This is a genomic window from Shinella sp. HY16 (assembly GCF_028534175.1).
In the GTDB taxonomy this organism is placed as follows: Bacteria; Pseudomonadota; Alphaproteobacteria; order Rhizobiales; family Rhizobiaceae; genus Shinella.
Genome location: NZ_JAHYXL010000003.1, coordinates 293625 through 320201, shown reverse-complemented (window position 1 = coordinate 320201; position 26577 = coordinate 293625). Strand labels below are relative to the sequence as shown.

The 26577-nt window shown below is 64.8% G+C and carries 22 protein-coding genes and 1 CRISPR repeat array; of the genes, 3 read left to right on the top strand and 19 right to left on the bottom strand.

Annotated elements, in window-relative coordinates:
- Nucleotides 1–102: 102 nt before the first annotated feature.
- Nucleotides 103–966 carry a DMT family transporter gene (locus K0P03_RS27870; RefSeq protein WP_272791285.1) on the bottom strand — a complete coding sequence of 288 codons (864 nt, stop codon included), beginning with the start codon at nt 964–966 and terminating at the stop codon, nt 103–105.
- A 196-nt stretch (nt 967–1162) separates the two neighbouring features.
- Between K0P03_RS27870 and K0P03_RS27865 the strand changes: the two genes are divergently transcribed.
- Nucleotides 1163–2563, top strand: a complete 1401-nt coding sequence (locus tag K0P03_RS27865) for an aminotransferase-like domain-containing protein (RefSeq protein ID WP_272791284.1) — start codon at nt 1163–1165, stop codon at nt 2561–2563.
- Here K0P03_RS27865 and K0P03_RS27860 read toward each other — a convergent pair.
- From K0P03_RS27860 to K0P03_RS27835, 6 genes are all read right to left on the bottom strand, one after another.
- Nucleotides 2560–3342: an ABC transporter permease gene (locus K0P03_RS27860; RefSeq protein WP_023514355.1), complete on the bottom strand. Its 783-nt coding sequence runs from the start codon at nt 3340–3342 to the stop codon at nt 2560–2562. The two genes, K0P03_RS27865 and K0P03_RS27860, sit on opposite strands and share 4 nt — an antisense overlap.
- Nucleotides 3343–3345: 3 nt before the next feature.
- On the bottom strand, nt 3346–4524 hold the full coding sequence (locus tag K0P03_RS27855; protein WP_050744884.1) for an ABC transporter permease: 1179 nt from the start codon (nt 4522–4524) through the stop codon (nt 3346–3348).
- On the bottom strand, nt 4521–5594 hold the full coding sequence (locus K0P03_RS27850; RefSeq protein ID WP_050744883.1) for an ABC transporter ATP-binding protein: 1074 nt from the start codon (nt 5592–5594) through the stop codon (nt 4521–4523). The genes K0P03_RS27855 and K0P03_RS27850 overlap by 4 nt, the downstream gene beginning before the upstream one ends.
- Nucleotides 5595–5809: 215 nt before the next feature.
- Nucleotides 5810–6838, bottom strand: a complete 1029-nt coding sequence (locus tag K0P03_RS27845; RefSeq protein WP_272791400.1) for an ABC transporter substrate-binding protein — start codon at nt 6836–6838, stop codon at nt 5810–5812.
- Nucleotides 6839–7069: 231 nt separating this feature from the next.
- Entirely contained in the window at nt 7070–7810 is a 741-nt protein-coding gene (locus K0P03_RS27840) for an SDR family NAD(P)-dependent oxidoreductase (RefSeq protein ID WP_023514359.1), read from the bottom strand.
- 72 nt (nt 7811–7882) lie between these two features.
- On the bottom strand, nt 7883–8563 hold the full coding sequence (locus tag K0P03_RS27835) for a GntR family transcriptional regulator (RefSeq protein ID WP_272791283.1): 681 nt from the start codon (nt 8561–8563) through the stop codon (nt 7883–7885).
- A 186-nt stretch (nt 8564–8749) separates the two neighbouring features.
- On the opposite strand from K0P03_RS27835, the gene K0P03_RS27830 reads away from it, so the two are divergent.
- The gene (locus K0P03_RS27830; RefSeq protein ID WP_272791282.1) at nt 8750–9799 is read left to right on the top strand and encodes a phosphotransferase; all 1050 of its coding nucleotides are present in this window, start codon (nt 8750–8752) and stop codon (nt 9797–9799) included.
- Nucleotides 9800–9801: 2 nt separating this feature from the next.
- Nucleotides 9802–11118 carry an aspartate aminotransferase family protein gene (locus K0P03_RS27825; protein ID WP_272791281.1) on the top strand — a complete coding sequence of 439 codons (1317 nt, stop codon included), beginning with the start codon at nt 9802–9804 and terminating at the stop codon, nt 11116–11118.
- 93 nt (nt 11119–11211) lie between these two features.
- Nucleotides 11212–12429: a CRISPR direct-repeat array (repeat unit 31 nt; unit sequence GTTTCAATCCACGCCTCCGCAAAGAGGCGAC).
- A gap of 207 nt (nt 12430–12636) precedes the next feature.
- Here K0P03_RS27825 and cas2 read toward each other — a convergent pair.
- The 12 genes from cas2 to K0P03_RS27765 all read right to left on the bottom strand — a co-directional run bounded on the left by cas2 (nt 12637) and on the right by K0P03_RS27765 (nt 26496).
- A complete protein-coding gene (gene cas2, locus K0P03_RS27820) occupies nt 12637–12927 on the bottom strand; it encodes a CRISPR-associated endonuclease Cas2 (protein ID WP_272791280.1) in 291 nt (96 codons plus the stop codon).
- Between the two features lie 7 nt (nt 12928–12934).
- Nucleotides 12935–13969, bottom strand: a complete 1035-nt coding sequence (cas1c, locus tag K0P03_RS27815) for a type I-C CRISPR-associated endonuclease Cas1c (RefSeq protein WP_272791279.1) — start codon at nt 13967–13969, stop codon at nt 12935–12937.
- The gene (gene cas4, locus K0P03_RS27810) at nt 13966–14631 is read right to left on the bottom strand and encodes a CRISPR-associated protein Cas4 (protein ID WP_272791278.1); all 666 of its coding nucleotides are present in this window, start codon (nt 14629–14631) and stop codon (nt 13966–13968) included. Before cas4 ends, cas1c begins: the two co-directional genes overlap by 4 nt.
- Nucleotides 14632–14634: 3 nt before the next feature.
- A complete protein-coding gene (gene cas7c, locus K0P03_RS27805; protein WP_272791277.1) occupies nt 14635–15585 on the bottom strand; it encodes a type I-C CRISPR-associated protein Cas7/Csd2 in 951 nt (316 codons plus the stop codon).
- Nucleotides 15582–17354, bottom strand: a complete 1773-nt coding sequence (cas8c, locus tag K0P03_RS27800) for a type I-C CRISPR-associated protein Cas8c/Csd1 (protein WP_272791276.1) — start codon at nt 17352–17354, stop codon at nt 15582–15584. The genes cas7c and cas8c overlap by 4 nt, the downstream gene beginning before the upstream one ends.
- A complete protein-coding gene (gene cas5c / locus K0P03_RS27795; RefSeq protein WP_272791275.1) occupies nt 17351–18019 on the bottom strand; it encodes a type I-C CRISPR-associated protein Cas5c in 669 nt (222 codons plus the stop codon). The genes cas8c and cas5c overlap by 4 nt, the downstream gene beginning before the upstream one ends.
- 28 nt (nt 18020–18047) lie before the next feature.
- Nucleotides 18048–20300: a CRISPR-associated helicase Cas3' gene (gene cas3, locus K0P03_RS27790; RefSeq protein ID WP_272791274.1), complete on the bottom strand. Its 2253-nt coding sequence runs from the start codon at nt 20298–20300 to the stop codon at nt 18048–18050.
- Nucleotides 20301–20480: 180 nt separating this feature from the next.
- Nucleotides 20481–20819: a RidA family protein gene (locus K0P03_RS27785; protein WP_023514072.1), complete on the bottom strand. Its 339-nt coding sequence runs from the start codon at nt 20817–20819 to the stop codon at nt 20481–20483.
- Between the two features lie 22 nt (nt 20820–20841).
- Nucleotides 20842–22635, bottom strand: coding sequence for an alanine racemase (locus tag K0P03_RS27780; protein ID WP_272791273.1), 1794 nt, complete (start codon nt 22633–22635; stop codon nt 20842–20844).
- 57 nt (nt 22636–22692) lie between these two features.
- Nucleotides 22693–23940 (bottom strand): D-amino acid dehydrogenase, encoded by a 1248-nt coding sequence (locus K0P03_RS27775; RefSeq protein ID WP_272791272.1) that lies wholly within the window; start codon nt 23938–23940, stop codon nt 22693–22695.
- A gap of 78 nt (nt 23941–24018) precedes the next feature.
- Complete coding sequence (locus K0P03_RS27770; RefSeq protein ID WP_272791271.1) at nt 24019–25035, bottom strand: C45 family autoproteolytic acyltransferase/hydolase; 1017 nt, start codon at nt 25033–25035, stop codon at nt 24019–24021.
- 6 nt (nt 25036–25041) lie between these two features.
- Nucleotides 25042–26496, bottom strand: coding sequence for a biotin carboxylase (locus tag K0P03_RS27765; protein WP_037409276.1), 1455 nt, complete (start codon nt 26494–26496; stop codon nt 25042–25044).
- Nucleotides 26497–26577: the final 81 nt, after the last annotated feature.

The window sequence follows — 26577 nt, the reverse complement described above, 5'->3', positions numbered from 1 at the left end:
ACTATCGCCGAAGGCACGAGCCGCTGGCAAGAGCCATAGCAGATTTCGCCCGCCACCTCCATTCCCCGAACGCCGCGGGCTGCCGGTCCCGGGCAGCTTTCGCTACCGCGCGAATTTGCGCGCGCCGGCAACGCACAGCACGATGGCGAGCGTCGTGACCAGCATCAACGGGCTCACACGCTCATGCAGCAGGCCGGCGGCAAGCAGGAGACCGAAGAAGGGCTGGAGCAGCTGTAGCTGCCCCACGGCCGCGATGCCGCCAAGCGCAAGGCCCCGATACCAGAAGACGAAACCGATCAGCATGCTGAAGACCGAGACATAGGCAAGCCCCGCCCAGGCGGCGCCGTCAATGCCGGAGAATGTCGCGGGCAGCGAGAAGAGGGCGATCACCGCCATCAACGGCAGAGAGAGGATCAGCGCCCAGGAGATGACCTGCCAGCCGCCGAGCGTGCGCGAAAGTTTCGCCCCTTCCGCATAGCCCAGACCACAGGCGATGATGGCGGCGACCATCAGCAGGTCGCCGACGAGCGAGACGTCCCCGCCCGAACTCAGCGCGAAGCCCACCACCGTGGCGCTGCCGATGCCGGAAAACAGCCAGAACAGCGGCTTCGGCCGCTCTCCGCCGCGCAGGACACCGAAAAAGGCAGTCGCCAACGGCAGCAGCCCGACGAAGACGATGGAATGGGCGGAGGTGACATATTGCAGCGCCAGCGCCGTCAGTAGCGGAAAACCGACGACGACGCCGAGCGCGACGATCGCCAGCGAAAAAAGCGTGTCGCGCGACGGCTTCTGCTGGCGCAGGGCAAGGAGCAGCGCCGCACCAAGAAGAGCCGCGATGACCGCACGCGCCGACGTCAGGAACAGCGGCGAGAAATCCGCCACCGCCACGCGGGTCGCCGGCAGCGAACCGCTGAAAATGATGACGCCGGTCAGCCCGCTGCCCCAGCCTTCCATGGATGTTCTCATCGATCTCATGCCTTTCCTGTGCAGAGCTGTTGCCATGGAGCGTCAAACCTCTTCCTGACTGACATTGCGGAAGCGGCTTTATTCCAGAGGAACAGTCCTGCCTTCCTAGGCTTGCAAGGCTGGAAAAGACAGAAACAGTGCAGTACAATTTCTCCAAACTGTACCCACATGCGAACCAGTACAAAAATGAGAAATCATGACTGACACAACACCGCACACGCGCATTTCGGAGGTCATGGCGACCATCGGCCACCGCATCGCCAGCCGTGCGCTCACGCCGGGTGATCGGTTGCCGTCCATCCGCCGGTTCGCCGCGAGCATGGGTGTCTCGCCCTCCACCGTCGTGGAGGCCTATGACCGATTGGCGGCGGAAGGGCTGATCCGGGCGCAGCGCGGTTCCGGCTTCTACGTCTCGCAGAGCGCTCTGCCCCCACTGAAGCTGGCGGAAGCGGCGACACCGAAGGCGCGTGCGGTCGATCCGTTCTGGGTGTCGCGGCAATCGCTCGATGCCGACACAGTGGTGCTCAAGCCCGGCTGCGGCTGGCTGCCGGCGGACTGGATGCCAGACGAGGCGCTGCGCCGCGCGATCCGCAGCCTTGCGCGCGGCGACAGCGATCTCATCGCCTACTACGGCAGCACGCGCGGCTCTTCGTTTCTGCGCCGGCTGCTGCTCGGCCGGCTGACGGAGGAAGGCATTGCCGCAGGGCCGGATCAGCTGATGCTGACGAGCACGGGCACGCAGGCGCTCGACCTGATCGGCCGTTTCCTGCTGCGCCCGGGCGACACGGTGCTGGTGGACGACCCCTGCTATTTCAATTTCCAGGCACTGCTGAAGGCCCATCAGGTGACGGTCATCGGCGTGCCCTATACGCCGTCAGGCCCCGACATCGCCGCCTTCGAGGCCGTGCTCGCGGCAGAGCGGCCGCGCCTCTATGTGACCAATTCGGCGATCCACAATCCAACGGGCGCTACGCTGTCGCCACAGGTGGCGCACCGGCTGCTAAACGCTGCTGCCGGCAGCGAGACGATCATCGTCGAGGACGACATCTTTGCCGATTTCGAGCCGGAGCCCTCCACCCGGCTTGCCGCGCTCGATGGGCTCGACCGCGTCATCCGCATCGGCAGTTTCTCCAAGACACTCTCCGCCTCGGCGCGTTGCGGTTACATCGCCGCACGGCCGGACTGGATCGAGGGGCTGGTCGATCTGCAGATCGCCACCAACTTCGGCGGGCCGAGCCCGATGTCCAGCGAGATCATCGCCCATATGCTTGCCGGCGGTGGTTACCGCAAGCACATGGAGGAGCTGCGCCGCAAGCTGGTGCGCGCCCGGCGCGAGGTGGCGGAACGGCTTTCGCGGCTCGGCATCACGCCCTGGCTCCAGCCGCGCGGCGGCTTCAACCTCTGGTGCCGGCTGCCGGAGGGGCTGGATTCCAGCGAGATCGCACAGGCAGCCGTTGCCGAGGGTGTCGTGCTGGCCCCCGGCAACGTCTTCAGCGTGTCGCAGAGCGCCGCCGGCTTCATGCGCTTCAATGTGGCGCACATGCTGGAACCACGCATCTACCAGGTTCTGGCCAATACACTGAAACGCACAGCCTAACGCCGTTTCGCCAGCATGGAGCGCGACAGCACCACGATGAGGCCGATCGCGACCGTCGCGGCGATGAAGAGGAAGGCCGCGGCGGCAATGGCCGGGCTGATATTCTCGCGGATGCTGGAGAACATCTGCCGGGCCAGCGTGCGCTGGTTGGGGCCGGCGACGAAGAGCGTCAGCACGACCTCGTCGAGCGAGGTCGCGAAGGCGAGCACCGCGCCGGAGAGCACGCCGGGCATGGCAAGTGGCAGCGTCACGCGCCGGAAGACGGTGGCGGGCGATGCGCCGAGGCTTTGCGCCGCCAGCTCCACCCGCTCGTCGATACCGGCGAGCGCGCCGGTGACGCTGACCACCACGAAGGGCACGGCGACGACCGTATGGGCGATGATGACGCCGGCATAGCTGTTCGTCAGGCCGAAGCCCGCGAGCAGCACCTGCATGCCGACGCCGAGCACGACCGCCGGCACCACCATCGGCAGCAGGAACAACGTGCGCATCGAGCCGCGGAAGAAGAGCAGACGGTTGCGCAGCCCGAGCGAGGCGGCCGTGCCGAGCACCGTGGCAAGCAGCGTCGTGCCCGTACCGATGATCAGGCTGTTGATGATCGCCCGCCGCCAGGCATCGGCGGTGAACAGTTCCTCGAACCAGCGCAGCGACCAGGACGGGATCGGATAGGTGAGGATGACGCTCGAGGTGAAGGCGAGCGGCAGGATGGCGATGAGCGGCGCGACGAGGAAGAGGATCGCCAGCGTGGCGAAGGTGATCTTGGCGAATTTCATCGACATGGCCTAGCGCCTCCCCGGTTCATCGGAGGAGAGCCGCGCATAGACGCTGTAGAGCAGCAGCGTTGCGACGAGCAGAACGACGCCAAGGGCGCCGGCCATGCCCCAGTTCGCCGAGCCCGTGGCGTAGAAGGCGATGATGGACGAGATCATCTGGTCGCCCGGCCCGCCGATCAGCGCCGGGGTGATGTAGTAGCCGATCGCCGAGATGAAGACGAGCAGGCTGCCGGAGGCGACACCACGCAGGCTCAGCGGCAGAAGCACGCGCAGGAACGCCCGCAAGGGCGGCGCGCCGAGCGAGGCGGCGGCCGGCATCAGGTTCTTCGGAATGGTGATCAGCACGGAATAGATCGGCAGCACCATGAAGGGCAGCAGCACATGGGTCATGGCGATGATGACACCGGTGCGGTTGAAGATCAGCGGCAGCGGCGCGTCGATGATGTGCAGCCAGCGCAGGAGATCGTTGATCAGCCCCTGCTCCTGCAGCAGGATGAACCAGGCCGCGGTGCGCACGAGGAGCGAGGTCCAGAGCGGCAGCAGTACGGCGCCGAGCATCAGGTCACGCTTCCAGCCCGTCAGCGAGGCGGCGATGATCGCATAGGGAAAACCGATGCAGGCGCAGGCGAAGGTGACGAGCGCGGCGATCCAGAAGGTGCGCACGAGGATCACCCGGTTGACGGACTGGTCGGCCGGCAGGTGTTCTATGCTGCCTGCGGCATTGCGGCCGAGATCGACGGCGGCGAGCAGGTTTCGGTCGGTGTAGGGCGAGAGCGCATCGGCGATCGCCAGCCAGAATTCCGGTTTTTCCCAGCGTTTATCGATGGAGACGAGGTCGCCGGGCGGGTTGGCCGTGTCACCGAGTGCGCTCGTCGTCTTCGCCATCAGCGTGCGGAAGCCGGAGCGGGCGCTGTTGAGGCGACGCACCATGTCGCCGAGTGCCTGGTCGTCGTCGACGGCCTTCAGGTCCTCCATCAGCGCCGCCTGCATGGGCATGGTCGGCGGCGAGGCGCGGTCCCAGTCGGCCAGCACTTCGGCACTGCGCGGCAGGAGGCGCAGCACGGCCGGATCCGACACGGCCTGCGACATCATGCTGATCAGCGGCCAGACGAAGAAGCCGACGAGGAAGAGAAGCAGCGGCGCCAGCAGAAGGAGCGACCGCCCGGTCCGGGAGGAGCCTGCACTCATGGCGCGATGACCCGGCAATCGCCGGCTGAAAAGCCCGCATAGACCCGCGTGCCCGGCGGGAATTCGCGGGACCGGCGGCCAAGCTTGGCGATCAGCGGGTGGGCGGCGTTCTGCAATTGCACGCGCAGGTGATCGCCCTGATAGACGCTGTCGGTGACCTCGGTCTCCAGACAGTTGCGCGCATCGCCCCGGGTCTCGCTGAGATCGACCCGTTCCGGCCGGATGGAGAGGAAGACCGGCTGGCCGGAGGCGACGCGGCCAGAGACCGCCGAAACGATCTGCGCGCCAGATGGCAGCCGCACGGTCGCCTCCGCCCCCTCGACCGCCTCGACGACGCCCTCGACCAGATTGGTCTCGCCGATGAATTCGGCGACGAAACGCGTCGCCGGCTCGTCATAGACCTGCCGCGGCGTGCCGATCTGCTCGATCTTGCCCTTGTTGAACACGGCGACGCGATCCGACATGGTCAGCGCCTCCGACTGGTCGTGCGTGACGAAGACGATCGTCAGGCCGAGCCGGCGGTGCAGGTCGCGGATGTCGAGCTGCATCTGCTCACGCAACTGCTTGTCGAGCGCACCGAGCGGCTCGTCCATCAGCACGACGCGCGGCTCGAAGACCAGCGCACGCGACAGCGCCACGCGCTGTTGCTGGCCGCCGGAAAGCTGCGAGGGACGACGGTCGGCAAAGGCCGACAGCTGCACCATGTCCAGCGCCCGCTTGACGCGCCCCTCGATCTCCGCCTTGCCCATGCCGCGCATCTGCAACGGAAAGGCGACGTTCTCGCCGACCGACATATGCGGGAAAAGCGCGTAGCTCTGGAAGACGACGCCCATGTCGCGCCTGTGGGTCGGCACGTCGTTGATCGCCGTGCCGTCGAGCAGGATGTTGCCCGATGTCGGCTGTTCGAAACCGGCGAGCATCATCAGCAGCGTCGTCTTGCCGGAGCCGGACGGGCCGAGCAGGCTGACGAACTCGCCTTTGTCGATGCCGAGATCGAGATTTTCGACCACGCAGAGCGGGCCGTAGAATTTGGTGATGCGGTCGAAACGGATGAATTCGGCCAAGATCATGACTCCATCACAACGGTCGCTGGCGGGCAAGCGCCCCTCATCCGCCTGCCGGCACCTTCTCCCTGCAAGCAGGGAGAAGGTGTACTGCACCGTTTTCCTCAACACATGTCTGCGGGGCTGTTTGTGCCCGGGCTTGCGGCGACCTTCTCCCCGCTTGCAGGGAGAAGGTCGCCGCAAGCGGGATGAGGGGCCGTTCCGCCCCGCAAACGGCAGCCTTACTGCGCCAGCCAGGCGTTGAAGCGCTGTGTCAGCGTTTCCGCATTGTCGATCCAGAAGTCGACATTGAGGGCGATCGAGTCCGTCATGTTGGCTGGGTCGGTCGGCAGGTCCTTGGCGAACTCGGCCGGAACCTTGGCCGCGGCCTCCTTGACCGGCAGGCCGTAAGCCACGAACTCCGGCAGCTTCGCCTGGTTGTCGGGCTCGCTGGCAAAGGCGATGAAGTCCTGCGCGGCGTCCTTGTTCTCCGCGTCCTTCAACACGACCCAGCTGTCGACCGCGTAGATGCTGCCGGGGAAGACGACCTTGAAGTTCTTGCCTTCCGTGCGGTTGATGCCGGTGATGCGGCCATTATAGGCCGAGGTCATCGCCACTTCGCCCGAAGCGAGGAACTGCAGCGGCTGGGCACCCGATTCCCACCAGACGATGTTCGCCTTCAATTCGTCGAGCTTCTTGAAGGCCCGCGTGACGCCCTCTTCCGTGCCGAGCACGTCATAGAGCTCGTCCTTGGAGACGCCATCGGCGAGCAGCGCGAATTCCAGCGTGTATTTCGGCCCCTTGCGCAGCGAGCGCTTGCCCGGGAACTTTTCGACGTTCCAGAAATCCGCCCAGTTGGCCGGGCCTTCCTTCAGCTTGTCGCCGTCATAGGCGATCGCCGTGGACCAGACGATCGCGCCGACGCCACAGTCGTTGACGGCGCTGTCGAGGAACTTGTCCGTGCCGCCCATCTTGTCCCAGTCGATCTTCTCGTAGAGGCCATCCGCACAGCCGAGCGCCAGCTCCTCCGCCTCCACCTGCACGGCATCCCAGTTCGGCGCGCCGGCCTTGACCTTCGACTGGATGACGCCGATGCCGCCATCCCAAGCCTCGTCGAGCACCGGCTTGCCGGACTTTTCGGCGAACGGCTTGAAGTAGATGTTGCGCTGCGCGTCCTGATAGTTGCCACCCCAGGAGACAACGGTGAGGTCGCGTGCGAGGGACGGCGCGGCAAGGCCAGCCGACAGCACGATGGCGGCAGCCGTGAGCATTCCGGATTTAAAGACAGTCTTCATTGCACTCCCCTTTTCTTCATTTGTGAAGGAACCGGATGGCCCGGCCCCGATGACGATCTCCTGTCGGACTGCTGATCCGCCGCGGCCTTTGGCCTGTCGGCGCTTGCAGCCTCTCCGGTCGTCGCACCCTTTCCCCTGGGCGTTACGGCCGATTGATGCATTCCGGGTCTCGCCGGTCAACGGGATATTTTCCCCGCTTGACGGTCGTCAGACGTGCTGCCCTCCGTTGATGTGGATTTCCGCACCGTTGATGTAGGACGATTGCTCGGTGCACAGGAAATGAATGGTCTCCGCGACTTCGCGCGGCTCACCCAGCCGCCCCATCGGCACCTCCGCCGCAACCAGTGCATCGGTGCCCGGCGAAAGGATCGAGGTCTCGATCTCGCCCGGCGCGATCGCATTGGCCCTTACGCCGCGGCGGCCGAACTCATGCGCCATCTCGCGCGTCAGCGCCGCTAGCGCCGCCTTTGAGGCCGCATAGGCAACGCCCGCGAAGGGATGCACGCGCGAACCCGCGATCGAGGTGACGTTGACGATCGAGCCCTTCGCCGCTTCGAGCTCGGGCATCAGTGCGCGGGCGATTAGCGCCGTCGAGACGATATTGACGTTGAGCACCTGCGTCCAGACGTCGGCATCCGTATCGAGCACGCCGAGACGGCTGCGACCCGGCCCCTTCGGCGATATGCCGGCATTGTTGACGAGCGCATGCAGCCGGCCGTTCGGCAGCCGCTCGCGCACCGTCGCGGCCAGCCGGTCGATCTGCGTCAGGTCGGCAAGGTCCGCCTGGATATGGCTTTCACGCGCGGACGGCCAGGCGCACTCCTCGGAAAAGGGCTGACGGGAGACAGTCAGGATGCGCCAGCCCTTCGCCTGGAAGAGCTTGACCGTCGCATGGCCGATGCCGCGGCTCGCCCCCGTCAGCAACATGTAGCGGCGTTCTTCGGTCATGCGCACTCTCCTTTGATGCTTGATACATCGTAATCGGCCATTTCCGAATTGCAAGCCCCTCCGCGTGAAAGGCTATGCCCGGCGCACTTCCCTCTCTCCGCTCCCCTCGATGCGCTCCAGGATCGGCTTGCCGCCGAGCAGGATATCGTCGACGATCGCCATCGAGGCGGATGCCGGATCGTGGCGTTTCAGCGCCTCCACGACCGGATAGTGATAATCGATCATCGCCCGGCCACCGGCGATATAGGCATCGGAAATATGTGGGCCCATCTGCAGCCAAAGTCGTCTGAGGATGGTTGTCAGCACCGGAAGCCCGGCAATCTGCGGCAGCAGGAAGTGGAAGGCCTGGTTGAGCTGCGTGCCCTTCAGCCGGTCCCCGGCCGCGATTGCCTGCTCGTTTTCCCGCAAAATCTGCTCCAGCGCCTGGATATCCGCGCTCGTCGCCACTTGCGCGGCGGTTTCCGCCGCCAGCCCTTCCAGCCGGACGCGGATCGCCCGGATCTCCCGGTAGCGGCTCTCGCTGAGGCCGGCGATGCGGATGTCGCGCGGCGAGCGGAAGGTGATCGCCTCGTCATTGGCCAGGCGCAGGATGGCGTCGCGGATCGGCGTGACGCTGGTGCCGAACTGCTCGGCAAGGTCACGGATCTTCAGCCGGTCGCCCGGCTGAAACCGCCCCTGCGTCAGCGCGTCGCACAGCGCGCCATAAACGACGCTGTTGAGGTTCTCATGTTCCAGTGTCGTGAATTCGGCCATGGCACTGATCCGCAAAATCGAGTAATAAGATACTTGATGCATCTTTTTTGATATGTTTCAAGTAGAACCCGTCACGGAGCATCCTCTGCCAAATGCCGGGCGACGGCAATCGCACCGGCACCGTCGTTGGCAGACGGCGCGCAAGGATCGAAAAAACCCGCGGGAAACCGCGCCTACGGAGCAAGCATGACGCAGCCAGCGCCGGCAAACAAGAAGACGGATTCGATGTCGGCAACCTGGAGCGCGACCGCGCTTCCCGACGCCGAGGCCGCCGTTGCGGCGATCTATGGCCTTGCTGGAACCGTGAAGCGGCTTTCCAGCGAGCGGGACGAGACTTTCCTCTTCACGCGAAACGACGGCACGGACTTCGTCCTGAAGATCGCCAACCCCGCCGAAGACCCTGCAGCTCTGGAATTCCAGGACGGCGCCCTGCTGCACCTTGCCGCCGCCGCCCCCGCCGTGCCGGTGCCGCGCCTCGTCCTGACGACGGAGGGCGGGCCGAGCCACACGCTTTCCACCGGCGACGGCCCGCGCATCATGCGCCTCCTCACCTTCCTTGACGGTGAGCTGCAATATCGCACGCCGGCATCGGAAGCACAGAGCAGCAATGTCGGCCGCGCACTCGCGGAACTCGGCCTTGGCCTCGAAAACTACAATGGCCGCCCGCCGGCCGGAAAATTGATGTGGGACATTTCCCACACGCTGGACCTTTGCGCGGTCGTCGATCATGTCGCGCCCGAGCGCCGGGCGCAGGTGGAAACCATTCTCGCCGAATTCGAGCGTGCGCTGCCCGCCATGAGCAGCCTCGCGCGGCGGCAGATCATCCACAACGACTTCAATCCGCACAATATCCTGCTCGATCCGGCGGAACCGACACGGGTGGTCGGCATCATCGATTTCGGCGACATGGTGCATGCGCCGCTGGTCAACGATCTCGCCGTCGCCCTCTCCTATCATCTGGCGACGGACAATTGGGCGGCGCGCACCGGCGCCTTCCTTGCCGGCTTCCTGTCAGCGCGCGCGCTGGAACCCGGCGAGATCGAGCTGCTGCCACTCCTGACGCGCTGCCGCCTCGCCATGTCGATCATCATCGCCGAATGGCGTTCCGCCCGCTTTCCGGAAAACCGGGATTATATCATGCGCAACCACGCCACCGCCTGGCGCGGCCTGCAGAACGTAGGCGACCTTACCCCGGCCGGGCTGAAGAGGCTCGTGCCCAACCTTTCCGAGGCCTGACCATGTCGATGGTGAATGCTTTTTCGCGCGAGGATTTCGAGCGGCTCGACGAGAGCGAACGGGTGCTGGTCGCCCGCCGGGAGAAGGTGCTTGGCCCCGCCTACCGCCTGTTCTACGAAAAGCCGCTGCATCTCGTGCGCGGCGAAGGCGTCTTCCTCTATGACGCGGCCGGCGAAAGATATCTCGACGCCTACAACAACGTCGCTTCGGTCGGCCATTGCCACCCGCGCGTCGTCGAGGCGATCACCCGCCAGACCGCCGTGCTCAACACCCATACGCGCTATCTGCACGAAGGCATCATCGACTATGCCGAAGCGCTGACCGCCACCTTCCCGGACGATCTCAGCCAGGTGATGTTCACCTGTACCGGCAGCGAGGCGAACGACCTTGCCGTGCGCATCGCCCGTTTCGTCACCGGCGGGACCGGTATCATCGCGACGGAACTCGCCTATCACGGCCTGACAAGCGCGGTCGCCGAATTCTCGCCCTCGCTTGGAGAATCCGTGACGCTCGGCCCGCATGTGCGCACCGTACCGGCACCGGACAGCTACCGCCACACACCAGAAGAAATGATGGAAAAGTTCGGCCGCGACGTCAAAGCCGCCATCGCCGACCTGCAGCGTCACGGCATCAAGCCGGCCATGCTGATCACCGACACGATCTTTTCCAGCGACGGCATCTTCGCCGGCCCGAAAGGGTTTCTGCGACCGGCCGTGGACGCGATCCACGCAGCCGGCGGCCTCTTCGTCGCCGACGAGGTGCAACCCGGCTTCGGCCGCACCGGCGAAACCATGTGGGGCTTCGAGCGCCACGGCGTATCCCCCGACATGGTGACGATCGGCAAGCCGATGGGCAACGGCTACCCGATGGCCGGCATCGTGCTGCGCCCCGAAGTCGTCGCCGACTTCGGCCCCCGTGCCCGCTACTTCAACACCTTCGGCGGCAACCCCATTGCCGCCGCCGCCGGCAAGGCCGTGCTGGAAACCATCCGGACGGAGGGCCTGCAGCAGAATGCCCTCGATGTCGGCCAATACCTGATGGACGGCCTCAAGGCGCTCTCCCGCCTCCACCCGGCCCTCGGCGACATCCGCGGCTCGGGCCTCTTCATCGGCGTCGAGATCGTCGCGGACCCCACGACGAAACAGCCCGACGCCACCCTGACGGCGCGCATCGTCAACGGCCTGCGCGCCCGCCGCATCCTGATCAGCGCCTCCGGCCCCAACGCCAACATCCTGAAAATCCGCCCCCCTCTCGTCTTCTCCCGCAAAAACGCCGACATGCTGGTGAACACCCTTGCCGACGTACTGAAGGCCGGCTGACGGAAGGCACGCCGGAGCGGGCACTCCCCACTCCCCACTCCGGCGCTGGGGCGCCCCCCAGACGGCGACCATCCAGCCCATGCCGGTGGCGTCGTCTCAATCCACGCCTCCGCAAGGAGGCGACCCGGTCTCGGCAGTGTCTCTTGCATCCACGATGTAGTTTCAATCCACGCCTCCGCAAGGAGGCGACTCTGCTTCGCGCTTAGTTTTGCAGCCAGTATTTCCTGTTTCAATCCACGCCTCCGCAAGGAGGCGACTCGAGGCCGCGGCGCCAGTCGTCGACCAGGAAGTTGTTTCAATCCACGCCTCCGCAAGGAGGCGACGCTCGCATTGCCCGCCCGCGAGATCGGACGCCCAGAGTTTCAATCCACGCCTCCGCAAGGAGGCGACCTTGAGGGGTCGTTTGCGCGGCGCAGTCTCGCTTGCGTTTCAATCCACGCCTCCGCAAGGAGGCGACAGGTCCGGAATCGACGGGCCCGGTATCAGTTCGGCGTTTCAATCCACGCCTCCGCAAAGAGGCGACGCGGACATCATCAGGTCACCGACGGTTGCCTCACGGTTTCAATCCACGCCTCCGCAAAGAGGCGACCCATCAGCGCGGCACGCGCCATGACATCGTCGATGTTTCAATCCACGCCTCCGCAAAGAGGCGACGAGATCGACCGCCTCGATTGTCTTGCTCTGCTGGCGGTTTCAATCCACGCCTCCGCAAAGAGGCGACTAGCCGCCTCAAAAGCTTCATCAGCAGCATCGAGGTTTCAATCCACGCCTCCGCAAAGAGGCGACGGTCCCGGAAACGGTCAGAGGGAAGGCGTTCACCGTTTCAATCCACGCCTCCGCAAAGAGGCGACTACAGCGTACGGCGGGACATCCTGTCCTTCGCGATGTTTCAATCCACGCCTCCGCAAAGAGGCGACCGTCGATGCCGCGCTCTGCTCAGTCGCCGCAACCCGTTTCAATCCACGCCTCCGCAAAGAGGCGACAGGGCGCGCAGCTCGGCGCGCTTCGCCTCGGTCAGGTTTCAATCCACGCCTCCGCAAAGAGGCGACGGGTTTCGAATGCGAATTTCCCCGCGATTTTCAGGTTTCAATCCACGCCTCCGCAAAGAGGCGACACGTCCTGATCCTCGACGACCTGATCAAGGACGCGTTTCAATCCACGCCTCCGCAAAGAGGCGACCGGCCGCCAACAAGGTCCCGTATGCGACCGGGCCAGTTTCAATCCACGCCTCCGCAAAGAGGCGACACGCCGCCCGCGCTCGACGGCTCCGCCACTGCATCGTTTCAATCCACGCCTCCGCAAAGAGGCGACTGGCTGGTTGTAGACCATGGATTTTGCTCGGCGGGAAGGGCTGGATGTGCGGAACGAGGGGAACCGGGGCGAGTTCCTCCGGGTCTCCCCAAGAGCTGGAGAGGAAGAGCGTGGAATTTCAACGTCTGGGAGGCGGTGCGAACGTCGCGGGATTTCGCGGCACGCTTGGGGTTCGCACGGGCAGGTCGGGTGAGATCGCCAGGGCCGTCAGATGATCAGCGGGCCGTTGAGATCCGTGGCGGGCTTGGCGCCAACATGCTCTACCCGGCGCTGCCAGTTGGCGCCGAGATGATAGTAGCGCAGGCTGTCCACCGCCGGATCGATGATACCCTCCAGCCGCGCCTTCAGACGGGCCCATTGGGCGGGGTCGACCTCGATCTCGAAGACGGAATACTGCACGCGCTGGCCGAAATCCCGGCAGGCTTTTGCCACAGCCCGCAGCCGGGCTGCGCCCTTTCCCTCGCTCACACGCACATCATAGGTCACCAGAACCAGCATAGGACACCTACTTCCAGAACCACGGAGGATAGGCATCGAGATCGCCCCGCAAATGACGGGCGAGCATCTGGGCCTGCACGTGAGGGACGAGGCCGAATGGCACTTTTTCCTCCAGGAACGGGTGCAGGCGCTCCTCCCGCTTGCGCTCCTGCCAGGCGGTCAGCACAGTCCTGCGCGCCTCCTCGCCCATCATCACCGCCCCGCCATCGCGGGTTTCGAAATCACGGGCCCGCAGCTGACGGCGGTTGATCAGCGATAGCGCCAGCCGGTCGGCCAGCACCGGCCGCAGCTCCTCCATCAGATCCAGGGCAAGGCTCGGGCGACCGGGCCGGTCGCGGTGCAGGAAACCGGCGGCGGGATCAAGCCCGACACCCTCCAGCGCCGACCGGCAATCGTGGGCAAGCAGCGTGTAGAGAAAAGACAGGAGCGCATTGACCGGATCGAGCGGCGGCCGGCGGGATCGGCCGGTCCAGCGCATCGCCTCGTCCGGCGCGCGGATCAGCTGGCCGAAGACGGAGAAATAGAGCTGCGCCGCCTCCCCTTCCGACCCGCGCAGCTGGTCCAGCGTCTCGTCCGCCCGCTCCACCCGGCGCAGGATATGGGCGAGGCGGTCCGTAACCCTGTCGAGAGCGCCCCGGTCCTCCGGCGCCTGCTCCGCACCATAGTCGCGCAGCGAACGCATCAGCACCGCGCGCTGGTTGGCGACCTTGCCGATGACGATCGAGCGCACGATCTCCTCAGGCCGGTCGCAGGCACGGTACTGCGCGCGCCGCAGCAGGATGTTCCCGGCCACCGGCCCCTCCAGCCGGGCCTGGAAGCGGCCGTTGCGATCGAGGAAGGTCAGCGTGATGCCCGCCCCGGCCAACGCTGCCATCAGCGGCGGCGAAACATGGATCGCGCCGAAGACGACGACCGCCGACAGCATGTGCAGCGGCACGCGGCTGCGTTCCGCACCCTCCACCTCCGCAACGAGGTTTTCGCCATCCTTGCGCAGCGCTGCCCCTTCGCTCGTCACATAGATCGTGTTGAGCAGCTTCTTCATGGCGTCTCTCCGAGACAGCGCTCCACCATGCGGCTGCGCCACGCCTTGACGGGGCGGGCGACCGTATCAGGGCGACAGAGGTCGAGCAGCGAACAGGCGCGGCAGCGCTCACGCCGTGGCGTGGGCGGCGGCGTCCTGCCGGACGCCAGCACCGCGGCAAGCGCCGCCAGCGTCTCCTCGGCAAGGTTCCGAAGCTCCACATCGAAGGGTACGACCACGCGCCGCTTCGTCTCGGCATAGAACAGCGCGCCTTCGGGCACGGGCCGGCCGGTCATCTCCTCCAGGCACAGCGCCTGGGCGCAGAGCTGCACCTCGTCCGCCCGATGCAGCTTCGGTTTTCCGCGCTTGTATTCGATCGGAAAGGCTGTCTCACCATCCGTTCCGGGAAGAAACTCCACGACGTCGGCAACCCCCGTCACGTTCAGGCGGCGCGAGGCGAGCGGAAGCGCCATGACGCGCCGCAGCCCCCGCGCCTTCCGGCTGCCGACCTTGTCCGCCACGGCATGCAGCACATGCCCCTCCGCCGTGAAACGGTTGTCAGCCCAGACCCGCTCGACATGGATCAAGGCCGCCTGCCGCAGGCAGTAGACGGCGTGTTGCAGGGCCGAGAGGGGAATGGGGTCGTCACTCGGCTCACTTGGAAAAGTGTCGATGCCGCCCATCGCTCAGAGCAACTCCATCACCTCCACTCCCGCCGGCAGACCATCGCGATCGATCGTGACGACGTAGTCGGAAAAGGCACGGGCGGGGGGCAGATTGTCGAGCCGGCTGTCGATCACGCGGAATTCACCGTCGACATTGCGGCCGATGCGCACGCGGTCGAACAAGGTGTGGGCGGGGGCGTTGCCAAGCGCATTCTCGTGTTTGAAGACGATCAGCTTGCGGGTTGCCATTTCACCGCGGGCAGCCGACCGGTCATGCTCGAACATGGTCGTAAGCGCCTGAAAGAGAAGGGCCAGGTCTTCTTCGGAAAAGCCGGTGCGCTCGGCGAACTTCGCCGAGATGAAGCCGTGCGCGACATAAAGGCCGTAGGGCACGATGTGCTTGCGGCCCATGGTGCGGTTGTCTGTGCGCTCGTTCGTATCGTCGCCTTCGGCCTTCTGCTTCTTTTCCGCCTCGTTGGTGGCGGCCATGCGGGTGATGGAGATTTCGAGCGGCAGGATGGGCTCCACCGAGCGGGCGAAGCTCATCTGCACCGGTCCCTTCACCTGGCCGCAATTGACCCCCGTGGACATGACCGCGCCGAAGGTGCGCACGTCGAAGAAGTTGCGGCACATGAAGGCAGTGAGCGCCTTTGCCTCCGCATCGTCCTTCGGGTTCAGCTTGGCGTCCTTGGCGGCCTTGGCGTCATCCGGCCGCAGGGCCTTGTAGGCCTGGCGGTGCTTGTCGTTGAGGATCGCGCCCTCCTCTACATAGATGTGGAACCCATCCTCGCCATGGCGGGTGAGATCGACATAGTTGCGGATCTTGCGCTTGAGGCTGACATCCGTCACCAGGCCGCGATTGGTTTCCGGATCCAGCCGCGGCATGTTGCCGGCATCGGGATCGCCGTTCGGATTGCCGTTGACGACCTCGAAGATCAGGGCGAAATCATAGCGGTTGGCAAGAATGGTCATGCTTCGGTCTCCCCGGCGGATGCGGTTTCGGATGCTTTCTTGAAGAAATCGCTGCGTTGATGGTGGTAGCCGAGGCCGAAATAGGCCTGCTCCTGCGCCGTCAGCGAGACAGGAAAGGGGTCGAGCGCCGGATCATCGGACGGCGACATGAGGTCCATCAGCGCCTGCAACTGCCTTTGCAGGTTCACCTCGCGCCCGATGTTCAGCTTGCGGATTTTTGCCAGGTGATTGGCCGAGCCACCATCCAGCACGGCAAAAACCTTGCGCGGCGTGGCCGAGGCGGAACCGTAGAACTTGTCCTTGATCGTCGCATTCACCCGCCCGCCCAAAGCCGCGCGCTGAATTTCCTCATAGAGCGCAAACAGTCTCCCTAGCACATAGCCCCTGTTGGTGTTTGCCGGATCGAGTGCCACGGGTGTTGCCTCCTTCTTGAAATTGCGAATGAGCAGGGCCTTGAGAATGCCGACGCGCAAGGCGTTGACCTCACCGTCCGCGCGGATGCGCGTCAGCACGGAAGCCATCAGCGACAGGGGATACGGGGTTCCGGAGAGAATGGCACGCATCCAGTCGCCGGCAAGATTGGGGGAGACGTTCTCGCGCTTGCCGAGCACCGCCGTTTCGAGCAGGTAGCGCCAGAGCGGCGGATATCCGTCGCGCGGGGGCGGCTCGATCCGCATGTCCGACACGAATTTCTGGTAGTTGCGGGTGATATCGCCGAAGCTGCCGGCATAGAAGAAACGAACGGACAACCGGGCGGCATTCGGCGCAAGGCCGAGCACGTAGAAATCGACGCCGTCAGCGAGATCCGGCTCGATGTCTTCAAGATGGTCCCCAGCACGGATGCGGGCCAATTGCCCTCGAATGTGCTCGGCGGAGATCTTCTCCTCGGCCCGCGCGTCGCCCACGTCGTCGAGATAGGCGGCAAAGAGCGCTTCCGCCTCCTCCGCCCCCCTGCCCGAGGCATCCGCCCAGAATACCGTGGAGGCGTCGCCGATCTGGAGGCGATGGCCGCTGTCGCGCTCCAGGAAACGATTGAGCATGGTGGTATAGGCGAAAGCGGCGGCCTCGGAGACGGGGGCATTGGCGCCCTGCTCGCGGCCATAGGAGGTGAAGGCGTCGAGATTGAAGGAGACGAGCGCGGCACCAGAGGACTGCGCGCCCCAGACGCCCTTGATCGAGGGATGCAGGCGCGCGACGGGGCCAGGCTCACCGGTCACCAGGCAGATTTCGGCCGCATCACCTGCCGCGCCGGCAGCGCGGTTCCATAGGGCTTTCGCGGCCGGCCGATCGTGCAGGTTCGTGCCGCTCCGCCGCTCGCTTTCAAGAGCGAAGACAACGTTCTGGTCCTTCAGTTCGTCCGTCCAGAATGGCTCGGCGAACTGGTCCGGCGTCCACGCCTCCAGGAAGCGTTTCAAGGCGCGAAGGCCAACATCTTCGTTGTCGCCGATGTCGGCAAGATGGCGTTCCACGAAGGCGCGATGCTCCTCCGCCGTGCGCTTGCCCTCGCCCGCCGTCACGCCGAGCACATAGGCCGTCTTGTCCCACAGAAAATTCGGCGCGATGCCCGCCGTACGCTTCACCGCCTGCGGCACCAGCATGGGACGTGGCTTGCGCTTGCGGCCCTCGCCCTCCAGCCACGGCGTCACGGTGGCAACGGTGCCGTCCTCGTTCAGTCCGACCACGACGCCGACCTTTTCCGTCGAGTAACCGAAAGGCGGAGCATCCGGCAGGCGTTCGTAGGCCGCCATCAGGGAGGACAGGATGTTCATCGCCGCACCTCCGGGGAGGCCGGGTGTGGCACCTTGATGACACCCTCCTGCATGACCGCGCGATAGAACATCGCCGGGCGGCCCGGCGCCTGATGATCGATGTCGAACAGCATGAAACCGAGGTCGCGGCTTTCGGGAATGGCGGCCGGCGTCGGGGCGGCCGGATCGAGCAGCTCGAAACGCGCGGAAAACTCACGCGTGCCGAGGCAGGGTTGGTGAAAACACTGTCCCCGCGCCGCACGGCGGTTGAACGTATCGAGATGCTTGCCCTCGTTGTCGTCGGGGCCGGCCTTCGCCGTCATTTCGAAATGCGCCTCGATGACATAGGCAGGCGCGACAAGCACGATCGAGGCGCGCTGCTGGCGATCCTCGTCGACGAGCAGGTTCAGGTCTTCCAGGTCACCGCGCTTCATGGCCGACTTGATCTTGCCGGCCGGCGCCTTGTGCCCCACCTCGTTGCGCCGGATGGTCTGGAAGCGGATGGGGGAAAGCACATGGATCGCATCGACCACCCAGCGGATCGCCGGCTTCCAGTGGATCGCTTCGAGAATACCCCGCGCTGCCGACGGCGTCAGCACGTCATAGGAGACGCGCTCGACCTTCATTTCCGGGCGCGTGAAACAGCCATAGTCACCCGAGACCTTGAGACGAATTCCGTACCCCACAACTCCCCCTTGCCGCCCTTCATTTTCCTCAGATCAGCATGTCTTCCGCCGCCAGATAGTCGGCATTCTCCCAGATCAAACCGACATCGGGCCGATAAAACTCCATCTTGTGGAGAACCACGAACTGATCGCCGCGCAAAGCCGGCGCAGCAAACGCCGCATGCCCGTTTCGAATGAGCACATCGCGTGCTTTCGGCGGCACCTGCACCACGAAGGGTTGCAGGTTCCGTGCAAGCTTTCTAGAGGGGATCCCCTCAATCGAAAGTTGATCCACCGCTTTCTGCGCCTCCGCTTCGCTGGCTATGATCACTGGAGCCATGCCGCTTTCGATCATGCGAAACGTATCGCCCACCGTGCGGAAGGCAAAATTGCTGCCCTGTCGGCTGAGGGTGAAGCGGTCAAGGATGCCTTTGGCATCGAGCCCCTTCGCCCCGAAACGCCAATAGACCTCGCCAAAATAATCCTCGATCGCGGCGGTCGAGGTGAGGTCGTCATGCCTGTCGATGATCCGCTTCATATCGCCGACGAGCCCGCGGATTTCGGCCGGCGGTGGATAGTCGGGCGCCTTGAAGACGGTCACGATGCTCTCGCCCCGGCGGCGGCGCCCCTCGCGGTTCACGCGGCCGGCCGCCTGGATGATCTGGTCCAGTCCTGCCTCCGCGCGAAGGGCGACGGGGAAATCCACATCCACCCCCGCCTCGATCAGGCTGGTGGCGATCAGCCGGCAGGGCGCATGTGCCTTCAACCGGGCGCGGATATCCTCCAGGATACGGCGGCGATCAGCCGCATGATGCCGCGTGGTGAGGTGAACGAGACCGCCAAGCCCCTCCCTCTGCGCCTGCTGGAAAAGCTCCAGCGCATGGCGCCTGCTGTTGACGATGACGAGCACTTGCTCGCGGTCCCGCAGGGCAGCGATCAACGCATCATTGTCCATGTCCCCGCCATGCCGGATGCGCACGCGGGCGAATTTTTGCGCAAGCCCCGGTGGATCGGGCGCCAGCTCCCGACCGGCTAGTGGAAGGCCTTTTGGAAAAGCCTCGCGCCGCTCCAGGGCAGGCTGGGTCGCCGTGCAGAGAACCACGGTGCAGCCGTAGTGCGTGGCCAACTCCTCCAGGGCGCGCAGGATCGGCAGGAGCAGCCCGCGCGGCAGGGTCTGCGCCTCATCGAGGATGATGACGGCGTTGGCAATGTTGTGCAGTTTGCGCGCCTTGGAAGGGCGGGCGGAAAACAGGCTTTCGAACAGTTGCACCGTGGTGGTCACCACCACCGGCGCCGCCCAGTCTTCCATGGCAAGGCGCAACTTTTCCTTAGCCTCCTTTTCTTTGCGCTCCTTCGAGTCAAGGCGTTCCTCGTCGATGGCGGCGTGGTGCTCAAGAATGTTCTCCTCGCCCAGGACATCGCGAAAGATCGCCGCCGTCTGGTCGATGATGGATGTGAAAGGGATCGCGTAGATGATGCGGGTATGTCCATGCCGCCGCGCGTGGTCCAGCGCGAAGGCAAGTGAGGCCAGGGTCTTGCCACCACCGGTCGGCACGGTCAGCGTGAACAGCCCCGGCTGCCGTTCCGCTCCCGCGCGAACATGGGCGAGGATTGCAGCACGCAGATCGTTGAGTTCACTGCCGCCAGCATTCAACTTCGCCATATGCACCTCGAAACGCGAGAGGAAATCGTCGAGACGATCCTGTAAGGCGGGCCAATCGCGGTCCGGGACGACATCACCGCGTGCGCTGTAATACCTTTCCGTATCCTTGAAATCCGCGTCCACCAGACACGAGAAAATCATCCGCGTCATGAAGGCGAAGGCGAAAGCCTGCTCCGGCGGGGTTTTCGCGAGCTGCGCCACCATGTCCGGCAACAGGTCGGAGACTTCCGGCCTCAACTCATCCTGCCACGCGGGATCAAGCGCAAGCGGCCGCTTCAGGCGCATGTTGCAGCAGGCATCCGTCTCGTTCAGCCAGTCCGGCAGGCCGGCATGGTGGCCGAGAATGGCATAGGCAAGGAGATGCGCCACCAGCTTGTCCGAACCCTGCGCAAGGCCGGACAGCACCTGGGCGCCTGCGGTCGAGTGATCGACCGGCACATCCCTGCCTTCGAGGCGCAGCTGGAAATCAATGCAGTATTTGCCGAGGTCGTGGAACAGACCGGCGAAGAAGGCCGCGCGTTCGAGGCACAGCGGTTTGGCCATTTCGGCGGCAAGGACGGCGACGCCGAAGCAATGCTCCGAGAGCAACTGCCAGTCCACCTTGCTCTGGTCTGCCGTGCTATGCGCGTACCAGGACACGATCACCCCCACAACCAGTGAGAGAATACCGCTTCAAGAAAATGGGGAAAGTGCCGTGCGGGCCGATCCGGATGTTTTCCACAGGGCCAAACCGGGGCCGACCTGATAGATATCAAGGGTTGCAAGGGCCGCATGCACGCGGCCCCGCTTCGTCACCCGGCAAGCGGGTCGTCAAAGGGCTCAGACGAGCGCGGTGACCTGGATTTCGACCAGCAGTTCCGGTGCGGCAAGGCGCGCCTCGACCGTGGCACGGACCGGCAGGTTGTTCGGGTCGACCCACTGGTCCCAGACTTCGTTCATCTGGGCGAAATGGGCAATGTCGCGCAGCCAGATGTTGGCGCTGATCAGCTTGGCCTTGGAGGTGCCGGCTTCGGCCAGCAGGCCGTCGATGGTCGCGAGGATGTCGCGGGTCTGGGCGACGGCGTCGTCACCATCGCCGGTGACGCCGGCCGTGGTGACGACGCCGTTGACGACGACGGCTTCGCAGAACCGCTTGCCGGGCTTGATACGCTTGATCATCGGAAATCTCCCATGTTGTTGATCAAAGAATGGTTTTGCCGAAAGCCGACAGGATGAAATTGGCGCATTCCGCGCCGATCGGCGATGGCAGCGCGGCATCAATGCCGGAAATGCTGAGCGAGCGCAACTTGCCGCTGAGCGCCGCTATTTCCATTGCCGAATGGGTCTCGCGCACCGTGATGCCGCCGATGCCGCCGCTCCAGCCGGACATGTCGGTGGCGGTCGGCGCATAACACAGGTGAAAGCCGCGCGTGCCGGCCGAGGCGAGCGTGATCGCGTCGCGCATCGCCTGGCGCAGGCCTACCGCATCGATTTCCGCCATGGTGAAGACACGCAGGCGCGAGGCCTTCAGCACCGCCGCCTCCTCCGGCGCCGCATTGCGCAGGCCGATCAGGACGATGTTTTCCGGCGCGATATGGGGCGGCAGGCGGGTGAGCATACGGCTGAGCACGGCGTTTTCCGGCGGCGGCTGGCCGGCCTCGCCATCCGGCATCATCGCTGCATCGGAATCGATCCAGATGAGGCCGAGCGCATCATGCCTGCGGCCAGCCTCCTCCACGAACGGCAGCACATCCCGCTTGCGTGCGCGGATGGAGAGCGTGAGCGTCTTGTCCGCATCCTCCGCCCCCCGCTCGAAGCCGAGATGCTCGATACGCTGGGCAACATCCTGCACCACCACGAGCGCACCGCCGATCGCGTCCGTCTCGATCGCATAGGTCTTCGCCTCGCCCGTCTCGCGCACATCCCGCATCGGAACCTTCTCCACATATTCTGACGTCATGACCGTGAGCAGCGCACCGTAGTTCATGCGGAAGCTGACATTTTCGCCGACGGCAAGGGGTGGGTCGGCCTCGGTGAGATCGAGCACCAGATGGTCACTGGAAGCACCGAGCACCCGCACGCCCGGCCGCGTCGGGATCAGCCCCTCGGCGATGACGTCCTCACGGCCGATATTGGCGATGCCGCGCAGCCGGTCGCCCTCGTCGACAAAGACGGGAACGTTGCCGAAGGCGTCGATGCCGGACTGGCCGATCGGCAGGGAGGGCTTCGTCTTCACCTCCAGAAGCTCGCCGGTGAGTTCGAAGGCATCGCGGTCGAGCGCCTGCCAGGGTTCGGTGAGGAACGTGTCGCGGCCGCCCTGGAGGATCGCCTCGCCGACACGCAGGTTGTTGATGCCGGACGGCATGCCGCCGGCCAGCAGCAGCGGCAGCGAGGAAGAGTTGCCGCCGGAAACCCAATCGAGCGGCCGGCCGGTCATGGTCTCCACCGTCTGCGCATGGGCGACGAGCTGGGTCAGGTTCTCCCGGGTCGGAATGATGGCGCCGAAGCAGGTGAGGTTCGTGCCGACGCCGGCAATGCGCACGCCCGGCAGCTCCAGTATGGCCTCCACGGTGGGCACCAGATCGTTCGGCCAGATGCCCTCACGCAGATCCCCGAGGTCGATCATCAGGATGATGTCGTGCACCCGGCCCAGCCGCTCGGCGACACGCGAAATCTCGCGCATCAATTGAAGCTCCGACTGCAGACTGATGTCGACGGTGCGCACCAGCTCTTCCACGCGCGTCAGCGGGGGGCTGCGCAACAGCATGATCGGGCAGTCGATGCCCGCATCGCGCAGGCGGCGGATGTTCTCGAAGCGGGATTCGGCAATGCCCCTGACGCCGCCGCGCAGCATGGCACGCGCCACCTGCGGCATGCCGCAGGTGCCTTTGGTGACGCCGAAGGGCGTGATGCCGGAGGCGCGGCAGAGGTCAACGACGGTGCGGGCATTGTGCTCGATGCGGGCGAGATCGATGGAGATTTGCGGATCGGACATGGCAATCCCTTGTTGTCGCATTTCCGGACCAAACCGGGTCCACTTTCCGGTAAAGGCTCAATTCCGATAGAGCAGCCCCGCCGTGTCGATGTCGGGCCTGCGGCCGGAGACGAGGTCGGAGACAAGCTTTCCCGAGCCGCAGGCCATGGTCCAGCCGACATGGCCGTGGCCGGTATTCAGGAAGAGGTTTTCGTAGCGTGCCTGACCATGCACCGGCACGGAGCCGGGCATCATGGGCCTGAGACCCGACCAGAGCACGGCCTTCGTCTCGTCGATGGCGCCGGGGAAGAGGTCGTGCGCCGTCCGGAACATGGCTTTGAAGTCGGCGGGCTTGAACGAGCGGTCGTAGCCGGCGAATTCGGCGGTGGAAGCAAGACGCAGACGGTTGCCGAGGCGCGAATAGGCGATCAGCCGGTCCTCGTCGACGCCGCCCATGGTCGGGCCCTTGTCCGCATCGATCGGAAGCGTCGCGGTATACCCTTTGACGGGATAGACGGGCACGTCGATGCCGATCTTGCGGGCGAGCAGTGAACTCTCGGGGCCAAGCGACAACACGACCGCGTCGCAGGCGACCGGCCCCTTGTCGGTCAGCACGGCCCCGACCCTGTTGCCCTGCACATCCAGTCCGGTGACAACCGTGTTGAAACGAAAGTCGACGCCATGGCGCACCCGCGCCTGCTCGGCAAGGCTGCAGGTGAAGAGCGAGGAGTCGCCCGTCTGGTCCATCGACGAATAGACGCCGCCGACAAGCTGGTGTTTGACGGCGGCAAGGCCGGGCTCCAGCGCCACCAGCCGCTCGCGGTCGACCACCTCGATCGCAAGGCCGCGGTCGGCGATGTACTGCATATGCTTGGCGCCGGCATCCATGCTCTGCTGCGAGCGGTAGAAATAGAGGATGCCCTTGCGCCGGTCGTCGTAGGAGATGCCGGTTTCCTGCTGCAGCGCGTTGATGCACTCGCGGGCATAGAAGGCCAGCCGCAGCTTGACTTCGGTATTGGCATGGGCGCGCGATTGCGTGCACTGCATGAGGAAGCGCAGGCACCAGGATATGAACTGCGGATCGAGGCTGAAGCGCACCTTGATGCCGAGATCGGAGCGGAACAGCGATTTGATGAAGGTGGTGAGCGCGGCGGGCGAGGCCCAGGCGGTGGAATCGCCCGGCGAGACAAGGCCTGCATTGCTCTGGCTGGTGCCGCGCGCCACGTCCTCGTGGCGCTCCAGCACGGTCACGTCATGGCCGTCCTTCGACAGATACCACGCCGCCGCCGTGCCGACGACGCCGGCGCCCAGAACGACTACTTTCATGATGCTCCCCTCACCCCGGAAACGCTCCGCTTTTCCTCGTGTTGCGAAACGGTTCCGGCCTTTTGTTCTTACACTGCTTTAACTGCTGACCGCGCCCTGCTTGAAGGTCGGCGCAAAACCACCGGAATCCCCGTCGTTGAAACGGATGATGCGCACCTCGTCGTGGAATTCGGCGCAGGATTGCCGCCAGACCGCGCCGGGCCAGACCAGTTCCACCGAAGCATCGAGCGGCCGGTAGACGGCCGTATAGAGCGTGCCGTAGCCGCGCCCGTAGGATGTCTGGTAGACCGGCGGGCGCAGGAAACCGGACAGCACCTTTTCGACATCCGCCGATCCCGCCAGCGATTTCTCCAGCGCCGCCTCGCGCTCCACCGATTTGGTGGTCTCGGCATGGCGGGCCCATTCGACGCCGTGCTGGTGGTTGGTGCTGACGCGCCGCTCCACCACCTCGGCCGGCCGGTCCGGATTGACATAGACGGTTGCATGGTTGCCGGCTCGATCGATGACGGCGATCGAATAGGACATGTGCACCGGAATGCGCTGGAGCATCGCCACAGCCTCCGCCGTGGTGCTGGCGAATTCCAGCACGTAGCGCAGCACGACCGGGATGCCGAACCCCTGCCCCGCGGCGGTGCGCCCGCCGAAGGAGAGCGAGACCGCCAGCCCGTCCTCATTGATGCCGTCGAGCACGCCCCACAGGCAATCGATGACCGCCACCACCCGCTTGTTGTAGCGCGAGGCGAGCCAGGTGCCTTCGAGCAGGCGCGGGCTGTAATCGTAGTTGCGGATCAGAGCCGGCTCGGTGCCGGAAGTGATCGCCTGCGAACAGCCGCCGACATAGAAGGGCGGGCACCACATGGAGAGGAACCGCGCTTCGAGGTCGCCGCCGCCGGCCGCCTCGACGATCGCCTCGTAGGTCGGCAGCAGCTCCGGCATGTGGCTGCGCAGCGCCTTGAGGCTCATGAAGTAGGTCGGGCGCGAACGAACCCCGTCGCGCACGAACCAGCGGCTGTAGGCGTGCCAGTGACGATCGAACACCCGGCGCCATTTCGGGCCGGGTCTGTCTTCGTCGATGGCTTCGAACTGGAGGTCCATGGCACCCTACAGGATCTTGAACGAGCCGGCTTCCGGCGCTTCGTCCCGCTGGATCTCGGTGAGCGGCTTGCTGGCATAGAGGCGCTTGATGCCCTTGATCCAGTTGCTGGCGCGTTCGTTCAGCTCGAACTCGTCGTTCATCACCCGCCCGCGCGTGATGAGGATGCCGAGATCGGCGCCTTCGTAGCGGTAGTCGCCGGGACCGGTGATGCGCAGGAAGAACGCCTCCTCGTCGCTCTCGATCGCCTGGCGGTGATAGTCGAAGCGATCATAGGACACGCTGCCGTCCGGCGCCATGCGGTAGATGCCCGACGACGGCGCATGGGTGACGATGTCGACAAGGTCTTCGGTGGATTTGATCACCACCTGCGCCCAGGAATCGATGAACTCTTTCCGCGCCCACCGGTCGTTCAGCTCCTCGACGTCGATCTTGTAGTCGATGCCCGAAAACTCCATCAGGTGGAACAGGAAGAGCGGCGCATCGGCATAGGCGAAGGCGGCGTGGTTGGTCATGGAGCTGGCGCCGCAGATGCGCGGGTTGAGTTCGCCGAGATAGACCTCGTTGTCCTCGACGTCGATGAGGAAGTCGAGGTCGAAATAGCCGCGATAGCCTTCCTCGCGAAGCTGGTTGCCGAAGCGGTAGGCCATGTCGCGTGCCTTGGCTCGGATTTTTTCCGAAAACGCGCCCGGAAAGATCTCGTTGCCGCACCAGCCGCCCTTGTAGGGCGTCAGCGCCGGCTGGCCGACGACTTCCGTCAGGAGCGGGCCGACGAGCGTGCCGGATGCCGTCGTGCAGGCCTCCATGGTCGCGCCGCGGCACTTGATGCGCTTCATGATCTTGACTTCGTCCTCCGCCGAGATCTCCGCAGCGTGACGGTTGTAGTCCTCCTCGCTCGCGATGAAGAAGGTGGTGTGGCCGCTGTCGCCGAAAGCGGTCTGCACGACGAGGTCTTTACCGATGCCGGCTTTCTTCGCTGACTCCAGCAGCTCCTCATAGGTGCGCGCGGGGGCGAGCGTGTTCGGCACGGAGGGCACGTCGGCCTTGTTGCCGATGCGCACGGTCTCCATCTTGTTGTCGCAGCGCTGGCGCAGTTTTGCCTTGGGGAACCAGATCTCGATGCCGAGTTCCTTGCAGATTTCTTCCGTCGTCTCGTCGAACATCAGGAAGGTGGCGACGGCACGGCCACCGCGTTTCGTGATGTAGTCGATGACTTCCTTGTGCTGCAGCAGGTAGTTGTTGATGTCCTCGATGCTCTCGAATTCGGCATGAGGGATTTCGGAGGGGACGAAGACGTTCGGATGGCGGCCGTCGAAGCAGTCGATATAGCTGACGAACTTGAAGTTCCGCACCCATTCGTCGATGCCGATCAGGTTGAAGTTCGTCGCCGAGATGAAATAGATCGGACGTTCATTGCGATGCATGACGACGCGCAGGTCGGCAACGTTGCGAATGGTTTCCATGATGTACCCCTCATGTTTCCTGGAACGTTTTTGGCGCTTGTCGCGCTTCTTTTGTTTCTTCTCGTCTTTCTTCCGATCTTT